We start from the raw sequence: 15,691 nt of genomic DNA, 5'->3' as shown, positions 1-15,691 counted from the left end.
CGGGGAGGCATCTCTCCTGGTGGGCCCGATGATCGCTGCCGCCCGCCGGTGCGCTCGCGGGGCGGCGCCGCCCGGCCAGGCGCTACCGTGCCTCGGGTGGGACGACCAGCGAAGTTCAGCAACGACCAGATACTCGACGCCGCGGCGGAGCTCGTGGCCGAGGGCGGGCAGGGGGCCGTGACGATCTCGGCGATCGCCGCGAGGCTGGGCGCGCCCAGCGGGTCGATCTACCACCGCTACGCCTCCCGGGACCTGCTGGTGGCGCACCTGTGGATGCGCGCCGCCCGCCGCTTCCAGGAGGGCTACCTGCGTGCGGCGGGGCGGGCCGACCCGCACGCGGCGGCGGAGTCGGCCGTCGCGTACGTGGTCGGCTGGTCGGCGGACAACCTCCGGGAGGCGCGGCTGCTCCTGCTCCACCGGCACGAGGACCTGCTGGCCGCCTGGCCCGCGGAGCTGGCGGGGGACCTGGCCGTCCTGAACGCCGACCTCGCCGCCGCGCTCTCGGCGCTGAGCGCACGCTATTTCGGCGCGGAGACCCCGGAGAACCTGGAGCGGATCACCTTCGCGCTGGTGGACGTGCCGTACGCGGCCGTCAGGAGGCACCTGATCGCCGGCCGTACCCCGCCCGCCTCGGCGGGCCGCCTGGCGGTGCTCGCCGCCAGGGCGGCGCTGGACGGGTGATCGCGGAGAAATCTACAACGTAAAGGCCGTAGCCGGAGGTCCCGCACGACCGGCTGGCGCGCGGGACCTGCGGATCCCCTACCGCTCCACGGCCATCTGGCGGATCAGGTCGGCCACCCGGACGATCCCCATGCACCGGCCGACCTCGTCCACGACGACCAGGTCGTCGTAGACGCGCTCGGCGTCGCGCCCGGCGACCTGCATGGCGGCGACGGCGGGGGTGGTCTTGGGGACCGCGCGGACGGAGTCCGCCAGGCGCCCGGCGGGCTTCTTGCCGTGCAGGGCGTGGCCGAAGCGGCTGGCGATGGACAGCAGGAAGCGGCTGCGGTCGAGGCTGCCCTTCGGGCGCTGGTACTCGTCGACCAGGATCACGCTGGTGATGGAGGGCTCGCCGCCGAAGGCCCGGACCACCTCCTCGGCGGTGGCCTCGTGGGGGAGGGTCACCGCGGGCAGGAGGAACTCCTGGACCCGGGGGCCGAGCAGGGCCCGTTCCGGTTCCCGGGTGGGGACCGGCAGCGGCACGTGGATCCGGCCGGAGGGGCCCGGGACCAGCAGCGGGCCCTGCGCCAGCCGTACGCCCCAGCCACGGACGGCGGCGAGCTGCGCCTCCTCGGTCACGCCCGGGGCCAGCACGTGGGCGCCCACCTGCCGGGCGAGCCCGGCCAGGGCCTCGGCCAGCGCCGTGCGGCGCGGATCGGCGGGGACGCGCGCGATGAGCTCGGGGGAGAGCGCCACCAGGTACGGCGCGGCGTCGGTGAGCAGGTCCATCGGGATGTGACCGGCTCCCAGGTCGCCCACCGCGATCAGGTAGCCGATGGCGCGGAGGCCGTCCAGCCCGGTGATCAGGGCCCGGCGCTCGGTCTCGGAGAAGCCGCCCCGGAGCATGAGGATCACTTCGCGGGGGCGCCGGCCGGACACGCGCAGCGCCTCGTGGAGCGGCGCCAGCGCGGCCGAGCCGCCGATCACCGCTTCGGCGGGCAGGCCGAGGACCAGGGGGAGCAGGAGCTCGCTCCTGGCGGCGCCCAGGAGCGTTCCAGCGAGGGATGCGACGCTCCCGTGATGGTCGCCGACCGCCTGGAGGGCGATGACGCCCCCTGTGTCGAGGTCGACGATCGGGGTGATGTCCACGGCGGCCGCTGCGGAGGCCGTGAGGAGGTGCGTTCGACTCGCCACGTACCGAGAATGCGGCACGCTCAGCAATCACATAAGCCACGTTCGGTGATGTTCACCGATATTTCGCTGTTCGTTGGAGCCGGCCGCCGGCGGATCCGTGCCGTGGGGCGGCCACCCGGTAGTGTCGCCTTCCATGACGTCACGACCCGCCAAGGGCGGGGGGCGCTGGGTCTCGGTCGGTCCTGAGCGCCTCGGCCGCTGGGTGGACGGCTTCGTCGAGCGGCACGGGCCGCCGAGCGTGACGGCCGGCGGCGAGGTCGTGCGGCTGCTGGGCGCCGACGGGGCGGTGGCCGAGTGCCAGGTGCCGTTCCCGCCGCTGACCCCCTCCGGCGGGGGGCCGCTGGCACGTCTCATCACCCATGCGCGCCGCGAGCGCCGGGTCGGCGTGCTGCTGGTGCGGCTCGGCGGTCACGCGGCGGGAATATTCCAGGGTGACATACTCGTCTCCTCCAAGGTGGGGTCGCGGCCGGTGCACGGCCGCAGCGCGGCGGGGGGCTGGTCGCAGCAGCGCTTCGCCCGGCGCCGGGAGAATCAGGCCGGCCGGGCGCACGACGCGGCGGCCGAGGTGGCGCTGCGCGTTCTCGGTCCGCATCTGGCGGAGCTGGAGGCGGTGATCCTGGGCGGTGACCGGCGTGCGGTCGACGCGTTGCGGCCCGACCGCAGGCTCGCCCCGATCTTCGAACTGGAGGCCGGGCCGTTCCTGACGGTCCCCGACCCCCGGCTGGCCGTGCTGCGTGAGACCCCCGGTCAGTTCCGAGCCGTCCGCATCAAGGTGATCGACCCCGGTTAATCAAGGAGTGAGCGGCCATGTGTGCGCCGTACACTGATCGGTATGCGCACTTCCGATTGACGCCGCCCTGACGGGGCGAGAGAGCCGAACCGGGAGCCGGGGGAGACAGGGCGCGGCGGTTCGGCCACAGCGAGGTGAGCCGGTTGATTTCCAGTCTGGGAGTGTTCTCCAACCATGATCGTAGCTTCTGACATCGAATTGCGCGCCGGGGCCCGGCTGCTCATCGAGGGCGCGTCGTTCCGGGTGAACCCCGGTGACAAGATCGGTCTCGTCGGCCGTAACGGCGCCGGCAAGACCACCCTGACCAGGGTGCTCGCGGGTGAGGGGGTGCCCGCGGCGGGCACGGTCTCCACCAGCGGGGCCGTCGGCTATCTCCCGCAGGACCCGCGCACCGGCGACCTGCAGGTGCTCGCCCGCGACCGCATCCTGTCCGCGCGCGGGCTGGATGAGGTGCTCCGCGAGCTGCGGGAGGCCGAGCTCGGCATGGCCTCCGCCGACGAGCGCAGGCGGGACCGCGCGGTGCGTGCCTACGGGCGCCTGGAGGATCGGCTGCACGTCCTGGGGGGATACGCCGCCGAGTCGGAGGCGGCCTCCATCGCCTCCAGTCTCGGACTGCCCGACCGGGTGCTCGGCCAGCCGCTGGAGACCCTGTCGGGAGGGCAGCGCAGGCGGGTGGAGCTGGCGCGGATCCTCTTCAGCGGGGCGGAGACTCTCCTCCTTGACGAGCCGACAAACCACCTCGATGCAGACTCAATCGGGTGGCTTCGTGATTTTTTACGATCGCATCAGGGCGGCTTGATCATTATTAGCCATGATGTCGGGCTTCTTGAAGCGACGGTAAACAGGGTTCTGCACCTGGACGCCAACCGTGCGACGGTCGACACCTACAACGTCGGCTGGAAGACCTACCTGGCCCAGCGGGAGACCGACGAGAAGCGCCGCAAGCGCGAGCGCGCCAACGCCGAGAAGCAGGCCTCGGCGCTGATGTCGCAGGCCGACAAGATGCGGGCCAAGGCCACCAAGGCCAAGGCGGCCCAGGACATGCAGCGCCGCGCCGAGCGGCTGCTGTCGGGCCTGGAGGTCGAGCGGCGCGGCGACAGGGTCGCCAAGCTGCGCTTCCCCGAGCCCGCGCCCTGCGGGCGGACCCCCATCGCCGCCCAGGGCCTGTCGAAGTCCTACGGCTCGCTGGAGGTCTTCACCGACGTGGACGCGGCCGTGGACAAGGGGACCAGGGTCGTCATCCTGGGCCTCAACGGCGCGGGCAAGACCACCCTGCTGCGCATCCTGGGCGGCATCGAGGAGCCCGACACCGGCGCCGTCCGGCCCGGCCACGGGCTCAAGCTGGGCTACTACGCCCAGGAGCACGAGACGATCGACCCGGACCGGACGGTCCTGGAGAACATGCGCTCGGCCGGGGGGATGCTCGCCGACGTGGAGCTCCGCAAGGTCCTGGGCTCGTTCCTGTTCACCGGCGACGACGTCGACAAGCCCGCCGGAGTGCTGTCCGGAGGCGAGAAGACCCGGCTGGCCCTGGCCACCCTGGTGCTGTCGGCGGCCAACGTCCTGCTCCTCGACGAGCCCACCAACAACCTCGATCCGGCCAGTCGAGAGCAGGTCCTTTCGGCGCTAAGGTCCTATTCTGGGGCAATTGTGCTCGTCACGCACGATGAGGGTGCTGTCGAGGCTCTACAACCCGATAGGGTGATCTTGCTGCCTGACGGAGTTGAAGACGCTTGGAGCGACGAATTTTCCGATCTTGTGGCACTTGCCTGATCTTAATTTGAGCGGGTACGGATCTTTTCCCATGGAGTAGGTAGCCGATCTCGCTGAAATGACTGATCATGGCGTGAGTAACGCTGCGGAAGTCTGGCACTACAGGAGGTACTCGTGGCCGAGACTCTTAAGAAAGGCACCCGGGTCACCGGGGCCGATCGCGACAAACTGGCCGCCGATCTAAAGAAGCGCTACAGCGCCGGTGAGAGCATCCGGGCGCTGGCCGCTTCGACCGGCCGGTCGTACGGCTTCATCCACCGCATCCTGAGCGAGTCCGGTGTGACTCTGCGCGGGCGCGGCGGCGCCACCCGAGGTAAGTCAAAGCGCTGACCCCGCCTCGGAACGCGCGTCCGCAGCCGCTCGTCCCTACGCTGAGACGTCCCGCCCGGGCCTGTAGAACCTCATTCTAGAGAATCGATAGGCTCGGGCGAGACGGAAGACGACAGGTGGGAGAGCGAGCGATGGCGGAAGTGGCGTTCGGGGGGAGTGCGGAGAAGATCTCCCTCGAGGAGGTCGGTCTGCGCTACGAGGTGGACGGTGAGATCGCGACGATCACGCTGGACCGGCCGGACAAGAGGAACGCTCAGACGTTCGCGACCTGGTCGGCGCTGGCTCAGATCGGTGACAACCTGCCGCAGCAGGTCAGGGTCGTCGTGGTCAGAGGTGAGGGGCCGTCCTTCTCGGCAGGCATCGACCTGCGGATGTTCACCCCCGAGGGGGTTCCCGGTCAGGGCTCGTTCGCGTCCTCCGCGAAACTCGACAGCTCGGCCTTCGAGCAGCGGATAGCGCAGGCGCAGCAGGGCTTCCTGTGGCTGCGACGTCCCGACATCGTCTCCGTCGCGGCCGTCCAGGGTCACGCGATCGGTGCCGGGTTCCAGCTCGCTCTCGCCTGCGACCTGCGTGTTCTGGCCGACGATGCCAAACTGTGCATGAAAGAGCCCGCGCTCGGGCTGGTCCCCGACCTGACCGGCACCAAGCCGTTGGTCGACCTCGTGGGCCTGTCCCGTGCCGTCGAGATCTGCCTCACGGCCCGGACCGTGGGAGCACAGGAGGCGGCCAGGATCGGGCTGGCGGAGCTGGTGGTCGCACCGGAGGACCTGGCGGGCGCCGTAGGCGATCTGACCGCCGCGCTGCTGGCCACCGGCCGCGACGCGGCGACGGCCACCAAGCGGCTGCTCCAGGGAGCCTCCGGGCGCACACTGGAGGAGCAGTGCGCCGCCGAACGGCAGGAGCAGGTCGTGCGGATCAAGGAGCTGTTCGCCGGAAGCTGACGGGGGAATGGAGGTGCCTCTCCCGGTGCTCGCACCGGGAGAGGAGGCCAGATGGCGATGATGGGTGGCGGGTTCGGCCCGCAGGCGATGCGCTCGCTACGGCGCGACAGCTCGGTGACCAAGGAGCGCCTCGCGCCGGGCACGGTCAGGCGCATCGCGCGATACGCGCGGCCCTTCTCCCGGCACATCACGGCCTTCCTGACGCTGGTCGTGATCGGCTCGGGCATCGTGATCGCCAACCCGCTGCTGATGAAGGCGATCATCGACAACGGCATCACCCCGGCGCGGCCCGGGGTCGTGGTCGCCCTCGCGGTGGTCATCGCGCTCCTGGCGGTGGCCGACGCGGCGCTCACCCTGGCCCAGCGCTGGTTCTCGGCCCGGATCGGCGAGGGCCTGATCTACAACCTGCGCACCGAGGTCTTCGACCACGTGCAGCGCATGCCCGTGGCCTTCTTCATGCGGACCCAGACCGGCGCCCTGGTCTCCCGGCTGAACACCGACGTGATCGGCGCGCAACGGGCGCTGACCAGCACGCTGTCCTCGGTCGTGTCCAACGTGGTCATGCTGGTGCTGGTGCTGGGCGCCATGCTGGTGCTGTCGTGGCAGATCACGGCCGTCGCCCTGGTGCTGTTGCCGATCTTCATCTTCCCCGCCAAATGGGTCGGCAGGAAGATGTCCGGGCTCACCCGTGAGCAGATGGAGCTCGACGCCGAGATGAGCTCCATGATGACCGAGCGCTTCAACGTCGCCGGCGCGATGGTCGCCAAGCTGTACGGCCGGCCGGACGAGGAGGCCGCCGCCTTCGGCCGCCGGGCCGGGCGGGTGCGCGACGTCGGCGTCACCGTCGGCATGTACGGGACGGTCTTCCGGGTCGCGCTCGGCCTGGTCGCGGCGCTGGCCACCGCCCTGGTGTACGGCGCGGGCGGCCTGCTGGCCGTCGACGGCGTCTTCGAGCTCGGCACCCTCGTCGCGCTCGCCGCCCTCCTGATGCGCCTGTACGGCCCGCTGACGAGCCTGTCCAACGTGCACGTCGACGTGATGACCGCGCTGGTCAGCTTCGACCGGGTCTTCGAGGTGCTCGACCTGCGGCCCATGGTCGCCGAGCGGCCCGGCGCCCGCGCCGTCCCGTCCGGGGCGGCCTCCGTCGAGTTCGACGACGTCCGGTTCGGATACCCTGCGGCCTCGGAGGTGTCGCTGGCCTCCCTGGAGGCGGTGGCCCGGCCCGACACCGGGCCCGGCCAGGAGGTGCTGCGCGGGATCACCTTCACCGCCCGCCCGGGCGAGATGGTCGCGCTGGTCGGCCACTCCGGCGCGGGCAAGACGACCATCACGAGCCTGGTCTCCCGCCTCTACGACGTCGACGAGGGCGCGGTCCGCATCAACGGCCTGGACGTGCGCGAGGCCACCCTCGAGTCCCTGCGCGACACCGTGGGCGTGGTCATGCAGGACGCCCACATGTTCCACGACACCATCGGCGCCAACCTCGCCTACGCCAGGCCCGGGGCCACCGACGAGGAGATCTGGGAGGCGCTGCGCGCCGCGCAGATCGCCGACCTGGTCGAGGGGCTGCCCGAGGGGCTCCAGACCGTGGTGGGCGACCGGGGCTACCGGCTGTCCGGCGGGGAGAAGCAGCGCCTGGCCCTGGCCAGGCTGCTGCTCAAGGCGCCCAGGGTGGTGGTGCTCGACGAGGCCACCGCGCACCTGGACTCCGAGTCCGAGGCCGCGGTGCAGCAGGCGCTGAAGACCGCGCTGGCCGGGCGGACCTCGCTGGTGATCGCGCACCGGCTGTCCACGATCCGGGAGGCGGACCAGATCCTGGTGGTCCACGACGGCCGCATCGTGGAGCGGGGCCGCCACGACGAGCTGCTGGCCAGAGGCGCGGTCTACGCCGAGCTCTACCGCACGCAGTTCAGCTCGGAGTGAGCCGGGCGGCTCATCGGTAGCCCAGGCGGCCGAGCTCCTCGCGGGCGACCTTCTCCACCAGCCCGGCGTCCTCGCCCCGGAGCCGGGTGCGCCAGGCGCCCACCTTCGGCGCGCCCCTGCCGTACAGGGCGACGTTGGAGACCCGTGTCTCCAGGAAGCCCGAGAGCCCCTCCACCGTCTCGGCCGGCGAGGAGACCAGGTCCTCGTAGCGCAGGGTCAGCAGCTGCCCACGGGGGAGCTCCCGGTGGAGCGTGGCCGACAGCCGGACCGCGCTGCGCCAGCGCAGCGCGCACTTGCCGGCCGTGGGCATCGCCTTCCAGCGGTCGCGGTGCTCGGCGGAGTTGACACCGAGGAAGGGGTTGGGGAACTCCGTCTCGTCGCTCAGCATGACCGGCTTGAACCACGACAGGGCCGCCGGGTCGGCCAGCATGTCGGCGGCCACGTCGCGGCCGTCCCTGATGAGCTGGATGAACCGGGCGTCGGGGAAGGCCTGCAGCAGCACCGAGGCGCTGTAGATCAGGTCGGGGCTGGCGTCGCCGAACCGGGCGACCGCGCCGGGGGCCGCGCACGGGCCCTCCCCGGTCACCCCGCCCGCCTCCCGGCACGACGCCGGGCAGTCACGGCACGCGCCCGGGACGATCTGCCAGGCCTCGGCCATGGCGTCGCGGAGCACGCGGGTGGCGCCCATGCCCCGGCCGGCGATGGACGGGCGCCGGGCGAAGGCGTACACGACGTGGGCCACCGAGGGGCGCCCCATCGTGACGTGGAAGCCGGGAGAACGCTTCAGGGCACGGGCCAGCAGATCCGCGCCGGAGTGAGGAGCGGCGAGCACGAACACCGGCTGGCGGACCTTGATCCCGTTGACCACGAGGATGTGGGTCGGAGGTCGCATATGTGAGCCCAGTGTGGCACCGTTTGAGGAGTGAACGAACCGGCCGCCTCGATCCCGGTCCGGCCAGCGGGCATGGTCGTCCCGCCCCGGCTCCGCCCCGGCGACACGGTGGCGGTGGTCACTCCGTGCGGCCCCCCCGACCCGGTACGGCTGGCGCGCGGCGTGCGCGTTCTCGAAGACCTCGGCCTGAAGGTCGTCACCGGCGCCCACGTGCTCGACCGCGACCGCTACCTGGCCGGGTCCGACGCCGCCCGGGCCGCCGACCTGCAGGAGGCCTGGTGCGACCCGGCCGTGAGCGCGGTGGTCTGCGCCCGGGGCGGCTACGGCGCCACCCGGATCCTCGGCCTGCTCGACTGGGACGCGCTGCGGGCGGCCGGCCCCAAGACGCTGGTCGGCTCCAGCGACGTCACCGCGCTGCACCGGGCGTTCGCCGTCGAGCTGGGTGTGGCCTCCTGGTTCGGGCCCATGCCGGCCTGCGCCACGATCAGCGACCCCGCCGGCCCCGAGCCCAGCGGCTTCACCCACTTCACCGACGCCCTGTTCGGCACCCCGGGGCCGATCACCGGCGACCGGGTGATCGTCTCCGGCAGGGCCGTCGCCCCGGTCACCGGCGGCAACCTCAGCCTGCTGGCCGCGCTCTGCGGCACCCCCTACGAGCTGCGGGCACGCGGGCAGATCGTACTGTTGGAGGATGTCGCCGAGCAGCCCTACCGGATCGACCGGATGCTCACCCAGCTCCTCCAGTCGGGTTCACTGGACGGGGCCGCCGGGTTCGTCCTGGGTTCCTGGGAAGGCTGCGGCGACCCCTATCCGACGTTGGAGGAGCGGCTCGCGCCGCTCGGCGTGCCGGTGATAGCGGGGCTCCCGGTAGGACACGGGTCACCACAGCTCAGTGTGCTGCTAGGGGCACTTGGTGCTATTGATGCACAATCGTGCTCTCTGACCGGCTCATCCATCGAGCCCGTGAGGGCAGTCTAGGTGCGGACCTAGGAGGAAACCGGCAGAGGGGATGCACGCGTGAGGCTGTTCCGGCGGCATCGTGACCGGCAGGCCAACCGGCACCGTGACCGGCAGGCGGACAGGCCGCCGCGCCCGGTCGAAGAGGTGGACCTCGACTCCCTGCTCGCGCTGGTCGCCGACACCCTCGGCTACACCTGCTCCTTCGCCCCCGACGGCGGCGCGCTGACGATGTCGGGCCCCCGCCGGATCGTGGTGCGCCTGGCCGGTTTGCACGCGGAGGCGCGCCGGCGCTCGCGGGAGGACTGGCCGATGCTCGTCTCCGAGCACCTGTCCCACGCCCTGGCCACGGTGGACGAGCCGTTCGACGCCTGCGACCTGGCCCAGGTCCGCCCGCTGCTGCGCACCCGCGTCCGGCTCGACGACGATCTGGGCGCGGCCCGGGTGGTCGGCCGTCACATCAGCACCGACCTGGTCGAGGTGCTCACCGTCGGCCACGGCGCCGCCGGCCGTCCGCTCCGTCCCGAGGAGGTCGGCTGCTGGCCGATCACCGCCGCCCAGGCGCTGGACCTGGCGGCCGACAACGTCTACGGCGACGAGCCGCTGTCGCTCACCGAGGCCGACCTCGGCGGCGTGGCGATCCGGCGGCTGAGCGGTCCCGTCACGGACGCCGCCGCCCACCTGCGCCGCCTGGACGACTACCTGCCCGTCCCCGCCGACGGCGTGCTCGTCGCGCTGCCCGAGCCGTCCGCGCTGGTCGTCCACGCGGTCGAGGGCATCGGCGTGGTCCGCGCGATCGAACGGCTGCGGCTGTTCGCCCAGCGCGAGTACGACCGGGGCGAGGGCGCGCTCAGCCCGCAGGTCTACTGGTGGCACGACGGCCGGCTCAGCCTGATCCGGGCCGACCTGGTCAGCCAGGACGGCCAGACCCGGCTGGTGGTGGCCCCGCCGCCGGAGTTCGCCCGCGTCCTCGCCGCCCTGGCCGTCCGCCCCGACAGCGGGACCGGCGACACCTGACGGCCGGGCCGCCGGCCGACGGAGAGATCACGCGGTCCCCGCGGTCCGCGGGAGCGCGGTCTCCCGCCCCGCATCCGCCCCGATGATCCTCCTGTACGGTCCCTGGACCGTTCCCGGTGTGCCGGCCCGCGCCCGGGACGGCCCGTGGATGCGGGATGATCGGGTCCGCATCTGAGAGGAAGTGGAAATGGCACAGTGGTGCCTCGGTGTCGATCTCGGGACGAGCTTCTCCGCCGGGGTGATAGCCGCCGAAGGGCGCTTCGACATCCTGGAGGTCGAAGGGGAGCGGCGCATTCCCTCCGCCGTCATGCTCGACGAGCGCGGGACGCTGGTGGCCGGCCGGATCGCCCAGCGGGGGATCGCGATCAGTCCCGAGCGTGTCGAGCGCAACCCCAAGCGCTACGTCGGCCGCGGCCGGATGCTGCTCGGCGGGGTCCCGGTGGACGTGACCGACGCCATGGCGGCGCTGCTGGAGCTGTTCGTCAGCGAGGGGCGGCGGCGCTTCGACGGGGCGGCGCCCGACTGCGTCGCGCTGACCCACCCGGTGGCCTGGGGCGCCGAGCGCAAGGCCGTCCTCCTGGCGGCGGCCAGGCAGGTCGTGCGCGGCGTGCGGATCGTGCTCATCGACGAGCCCGTCGCCTCGGCGCGCTACTTCGCCTCGGCCGGCCGGGCGGCCGGCGGGTCGCACCTGGCCGTCTACGACCTCGGCGGCGGCACCTTCGACGCCGCCGTGCTCACGGTGGAGGGCAGCGACTTCAAGGTCCTCGGTGAGCCCGGCGGTAGCGACGAGATCGGCGGGGAGGGGTTCGACGAGCGGGTGTTCGCCTTCCTCGGCGCGCAGATCGAGCGCCTCGACCCCGAGTGGTGGCAGCAGGTGACCACCAACCCGGAGCGGCGCTACGTCAGCTACGGCGCCGACCTGCTCAAGATGGCCCGGGAGGCCAAGGAGGCCCTGTCGAAGTTCGACACCTCCTCCCACTACGTGGTCGGCATCAACGAGGACGTGCACATCAGCAGGGCCGACCTGGAGGACCTCATCGGAGGGGAGATCGTCAAGACGGTCGACATCCTGGACGAGACGATCCGCGGAGCCGGGATCCGGGAAGACGACCTGGGCGCGGTGTTCATGACCGGCGGGGCCAGCCGGATGCCGCTGGTGCAGCAGGTCGTGCGCGAGCGGCTCGGGGACCGGGTGCGGACCTACGACGACCCGAAGATCGTCGTCGCCTACGGTGCCGCGCAGCTCGCCTGGAAGCTCAAGGTCGAGCACCGCGACCCCGTCCCGGGGCCGGGCGTCCCGGGGCCGGGCGTCCCGGCCGCGACGGGGCAGGCCGCCCTGCTCCACCACGCGGGCCCGGCCGGAGGGCACCAGGACCTCCCGGACCACCGGACGGGCCCGACGGGGGGACATCAGGGCCTGTCCGGCCACCGGACGGGCCCGACCGGCGGGCAGCAGGCATTCACGGGGCCCGGGGTCGCTGTCGGGCAGCAGGGCGTCTCGGGTCAGCCGACGGGCTCGACCGGCGGCCACCGGGCTTCCACGGGGCCGGCGGGTGCCGCCGGCGGGCAGCAGGTCCTCACGGGGCCCGGTGCCGCCGTGGGACCGGCGGGGACCACCGGGCCCGGGGGCGCCGGGAACGCCCCAGGCCCGGTCAACGCTCCGGGCCCGGTCAACGCCCCGGGCCCGGTCAACGCCGGGGGGCCGGCGGGCGCGCGCACCGGAGGCCACGCGGCCGTCCCCGGCGGGAGGGGCGCCCCCGGCACGGAGGGGCCCACGGTCAAGGGGATCGAGAAGGTGCTGGACGGGGTGCTGGAGGCGCGCGCCGAGGCCGGCCGGGTCTTCGTGCACCAGGCGTTCGACAGCGGCCACCTGCTGCGCAGGCTCGACGGGATCGAGGGGCGCCACGACCGCGAGCTCGGCTTCGGCAGGCTGGTGGAGTGGGCCGTGTCGGGTGCGGGCGCCGTGGCGGTGGAGCAGGTCGGACCGGCGCAGGTGCTGGTCCGCACGCTCAGCTCCGACCTGGCCATCCGCGCCACCCACCCGCTGCAGATGTGGGGCAACCCGACGGTGATCGCGCACGGCCGTACGGCGTGGGTCTTCTTCCAGCCCCGGCAGGCCGTCCCGGTCGACACCTCAGTGGGCCTGCCCTGGGGGGAGACCGGGCACCTGGCGATGGTCGAGCTCGACCTGGGCGGGGGGTTCGTCTTCCAGGCCCCGCCGACCCGCGACCTGGGCCCGTACGCCCAATGGTTCGTGAACGAGGACAACAGGCTCCGCCGCCTGCTCGACCAGGAGGGGCCCAGCGGCACCGAGCCGTCGCCCTCCGTGGGCGCGCCGGGCTGCACGGTGGTGCTCGGCCAGTTCAGCAGCAACAAGCCGCTGTTCCAGAGCCGGCACCAGGATTTCCGGCCGTGGCAGGTGCTGTGCCTGGTCGATCCCGGCGGCGTGGTGCGCCCGACGGTGCGGGAGCCGGGACGCGGCTGGCTCCACCAGGTGGTCCTGCACCGGGGCAGATGGTTCACCTCCAGCTCGGCGGGGCTTGAGGCGGACACCGCCGACGGCCGGACCAAACTCGTCAGGCCGCGTCCCGTGGCCGGCGCCCTGCGCTGGTTCCCGGCGGGAAGTCAGATCTACGCCGTCGGCACCGACCAGGTGAGCCCCGCCCGGGGCTGGTCGGTGAGCATCTTCGACCAGCGCTCCCACACGCTGGAGTTCCTGATGGGCAAGCAGTCGGCGACCCTGGCCGGTCATCTCACCTCCCGGCACCGGTGGGAGCGCCCGCGGCTGGTCGCCGACGGCGACTCGATGTGGATGACCATGCAGGACGCCGGCCGCAGCAGGCTCCTGCACGTCACCCCGGGCGGGGCGCGGGAGGTGCACCGCACGCCGGGGATGTTCGAGCCGGTCGTCCGGGTCCCCACGGGCCTGCTCTGCCTGCACCGCCCCGCGGACGCGACCGGGACCGCCCGCGACCAGCCCGCCACCCTGGTGCACCTGCCCCTCTGACCGCCGACGTCCGCGCTCCGACCCGTCGCGGGCGTGACCGTCGGCCGGCCCCGGAGGGGCACAGGTCAGGCATGCCCCGTGCTGACCTGTGCCAGGCCGCGGGCAGGAGCTCCGGGAAGCGGGCGCGCGGGCGCTGCGCCTGCCTGACCTGCTCGCCCCCGCCCACCGCCTGGCGGGCCGGAGGGCGGCCCGGCCGGCTCACCGCCCGGCGGCTGAACCCACGGCCCGGTCAGCCCACCCGCCCGGCGGGTGAACCGCGGACCGGTCAGCTCCCGTCCGGGGGCGTCGCCGTACCGGCCCCCAGGGCCGCCACCGCGGCCGCGAGCTCCGCGCGCAGCTCGTGGCCGCGCGCGGTGAGGGAGCCGATCGCGGCCATCCGGTCCTCGCCGGACTGCCGGGACTTGCGGCGCTCGGCCGCCGAGCGCGCGGACGCGGCCTTCAGGTCGGCGCGCCTGCCCTCCAGCTCCTTGCGCCGCCGCAGAAGGCTCTCGTCCGCGGTCTGCTCGACGCTCACCCGCCAGGCGGCCACCATCCGCTCCAGGTCGAGTGTCATCTCCCGCGAGACCACCGCGAACTGGTCGCGGAGCGCCCCCCGGATCGCCGCCTGGCTGCGCTGGACCCTCTCCAGGGAGCGCCGTCCCATGAAGATGGCCGCCCCGATGGCCGGGGCGACGAGGATGAAGCCCACGGGGCCGAGCAGGGCGGCGGCGAGGCCGCCGAAGGACAGTCCCATCGACGCCGACGGCAGCACGTCCCGCACCAGGTCCACGTGGCCCGGATCGTCGGCCGCCTGGTCCCCCTTGACCTGGACCTGCGTCAGGCTGGGCATCGACCGGCCGTCGGCGGCGAGCTCCACCGGGTCGAGGCCGAGATCGCGGGCGAAGGCGTTCAGCGTGCCCTTCGCCAGGTTCTCCACGTCGTAGACGATCTGCGACCAGACGGCCTCCAGCGAGCGCTGGACGCTCTCGGGCAGCTCCGCCATGTATTTCTCCAGCTGGGCCTGGGTCTTCAGGGTGGCGATCGCGTTCTCGTACGGCTGGCGGATCTCGGCCACCCGCGCCGCCACGATCCCGGCCACCTCGCGTCCGAGGAAGGTGTTGGCCACCGCGCCCGCCCTGCGGCGGCCGGTCAGCTCGGCGAGCTCGGTCAGCTCGGCGTCCACCCCGGCGAGCCGGGCGGCGACGTCGCCCTCGTCGTCCGATCCCGCGGCGAGGTCGTCCTTGGCCCCGGCGGTCAGCGCGCCCAGCACCGACAGGGCGGCGGCGACCACGGTGGCGCCCCGCGCCGACTCCCTGCCCTCGGCGAAGCCCCGCAGGTGCCGTTCCAGCGCGTCCATGCCGCTACGCGCCCGCAGCGAGTCCGCGCGCTCCGGCCGGCCCTCCCGCCGCTTGGCGGCGGCGGCCTCGGCGAGTTTGGCGCTCACCGGGATCCAGGGCGCCGAGAGCAGCGGGCCCAGCGTCGCCGCCCGGGCCGGGTCGTCCGCCACGGCCTGGGTCACGAAGGCCCTCAGCCGGGCCTTGTTCTCCTCCTGCAGGCTCTGCCAGTTGGCCGAGTCCTCGACCTTGGTCAGCACGAACGCGATCGCCTGGACCCGCTCGGCGGCCTCGGCGAGGAACTCCAGCTCGTGCCGGAGCACCGGCTGGTCCTGCGCGCTGAGCGTGAAGAGCAGGGCGTCGGCCCGCTGGAGCATGGCGACGGTGACCTGCCGGTGCCCCACGGTCAGGCTGTCCACCCCGGGGGTGTCGAGCAGCCGCAGGCCGTCCAGGAGCGGGTTGTCGAGGGTGATGTCCACGCTGACGACGTCACGGCGTTTGCCGGCGTCGCCGCGCATCGAGGCGTAGTCGGGGATCGACTCGACGGTGATCGGGAGCTGGACCGGCCCCTTGTCGGTGCTGCGGTGCACGACGGCGGTCAGCGCCGGGCCGCGGCGCAGGGACAGGAAGCAGTTGGTGGCGACGTCGGCGTCGACGGGCAGCAGGTCGGGGTGGCCCACCAGCGTGTTCAGCAGGCGGCTCTTGCCCCGCTTCTGCGCCCCGGCGACCACGATGTCGGTGCACTCGTCCTTCCAGCGGCCCGCGCACGCGGCCAGCACCTCCGCCAGGTCCTGCCTGCCGCACCGGCCGGCCAGCGCGTGAACCTCGTTGGCGTAGCGGAGCAGCCGGGCCACCGGGCCGTCCGGGTCGGGGGTCGTCATGATATGTGCCGTC

The 15,691-nt window shown here is 73.1% G+C and carries 12 protein-coding genes; 9 read left to right on the top strand and 3 right to left on the bottom strand.

The annotated features are described in order from the left end of the window. Positions 1-96: 96 nt before the first annotated feature. Complete coding sequence (locus tag ACZ6R6_RS10935; protein WP_470092187.1) at positions 97-681, top strand: TetR/AcrR family transcriptional regulator; 585 nt, start codon at positions 97-99, stop codon at positions 679-681. A 78-nt stretch (positions 682-759) separates the two neighbouring features. Here ACZ6R6_RS10935 and ACZ6R6_RS10930 read toward each other — a convergent pair whose 3' ends face one another. Further along, positions 760-1,854, bottom strand: coding sequence for an EAL domain-containing protein (locus ACZ6R6_RS10930; RefSeq protein ID WP_470092185.1), 1,095 nt, complete (start codon positions 1,852-1,854; stop codon positions 760-762). Between the two features lie 133 nt (positions 1,855-1,987). On the opposite strand from ACZ6R6_RS10930, the gene ACZ6R6_RS10925 reads away from it, so the two are divergent. The 5 genes from ACZ6R6_RS10925 (at position 1,988) to ACZ6R6_RS10905 (ending at position 7,611) form a co-directional block, all read left to right on the top strand. Further along, complete coding sequence (locus tag ACZ6R6_RS10925; RefSeq protein ID WP_470092183.1) at positions 1,988-2,644, top strand: acVLRF1 family peptidyl-tRNA hydrolase; 657 nt, start codon at positions 1,988-1,990, stop codon at positions 2,642-2,644. 174 nt (positions 2,645-2,818) lie between these two features. Continuing rightward, entirely contained in the window at positions 2,819-4,417 is a 1,599-nt protein-coding gene (locus tag ACZ6R6_RS10920) for an ABC-F family ATP-binding cassette domain-containing protein (RefSeq protein ID WP_470092181.1), read from the top strand. Positions 4,418-4,531: 114 nt separating this feature from the next. Then, the gene (locus ACZ6R6_RS10915) at positions 4,532-4,747 is read left to right on the top strand and encodes a helix-turn-helix domain-containing protein (protein ID WP_012892441.1); all 216 of its coding nucleotides are present in this window, start codon (positions 4,532-4,534) and stop codon (positions 4,745-4,747) included. 131 nt (positions 4,748-4,878) lie between these two features. Next, positions 4,879-5,688 carry an enoyl-CoA hydratase/isomerase family protein gene (locus ACZ6R6_RS10910; RefSeq protein WP_470092178.1) on the top strand — a complete coding sequence of 270 codons (810 nt, stop codon included), beginning with the start codon at positions 4,879-4,881 and terminating at the stop codon, positions 5,686-5,688. A 51-nt stretch (positions 5,689-5,739) separates the two neighbouring features. Next, on the top strand, positions 5,740-7,611 hold the full coding sequence (locus tag ACZ6R6_RS10905; RefSeq protein WP_470092176.1) for an ABC transporter ATP-binding protein: 1,872 nt from the start codon (positions 5,740-5,742) through the stop codon (positions 7,609-7,611). A 10-nt stretch (positions 7,612-7,621) separates the two neighbouring features. Here ACZ6R6_RS10905 and ACZ6R6_RS10900 read toward each other — a convergent pair whose 3' ends face one another. Further along, a complete protein-coding gene (locus ACZ6R6_RS10900; protein WP_470092175.1) occupies positions 7,622-8,503 on the bottom strand; it encodes a sulfotransferase family protein in 882 nt (293 codons plus the stop codon). A gap of 30 nt (positions 8,504-8,533) precedes the next feature. Here ACZ6R6_RS10900 and ACZ6R6_RS10895 point away from each other — a divergent pair, with 30 nt between their 5' ends. The 3 genes from ACZ6R6_RS10895 (at position 8,534) to ACZ6R6_RS10885 (ending at position 13,484) form a co-directional block, all read left to right on the top strand. Beyond that, positions 8,534-9,481 (top strand): S66 peptidase family protein, encoded by a 948-nt coding sequence (locus ACZ6R6_RS10895; protein ID WP_470092173.1) that lies wholly within the window; start codon positions 8,534-8,536, stop codon positions 9,479-9,481. 39 nt (positions 9,482-9,520) lie between these two features. Then, complete coding sequence (locus ACZ6R6_RS10890; protein ID WP_470092171.1) at positions 9,521-10,477, top strand: hypothetical protein; 957 nt, start codon at positions 9,521-9,523, stop codon at positions 10,475-10,477. A 187-nt stretch (positions 10,478-10,664) separates the two neighbouring features. Continuing rightward, on the top strand, positions 10,665-13,484 hold the full coding sequence (locus tag ACZ6R6_RS10885; protein ID WP_470092169.1) for an Hsp70 family protein: 2,820 nt from the start codon (positions 10,665-10,667) through the stop codon (positions 13,482-13,484). A 265-nt stretch (positions 13,485-13,749) separates the two neighbouring features. Here ACZ6R6_RS10885 and ACZ6R6_RS10880 read toward each other — a convergent pair whose 3' ends face one another. Then, entirely contained in the window at positions 13,750-15,678 is a 1,929-nt protein-coding gene (locus ACZ6R6_RS10880; protein ID WP_470092167.1) for a dynamin family protein, read from the bottom strand. Between the last annotated feature and the right edge of the window lie 13 nt (positions 15,679-15,691).

The organism is Streptosporangium sp. NPDC048886, from assembly GCF_055586905.1.
Note: the sequence above shows the minus strand (reverse complement) of the source record. Positions and strands in the feature narration are given on the sequence as shown.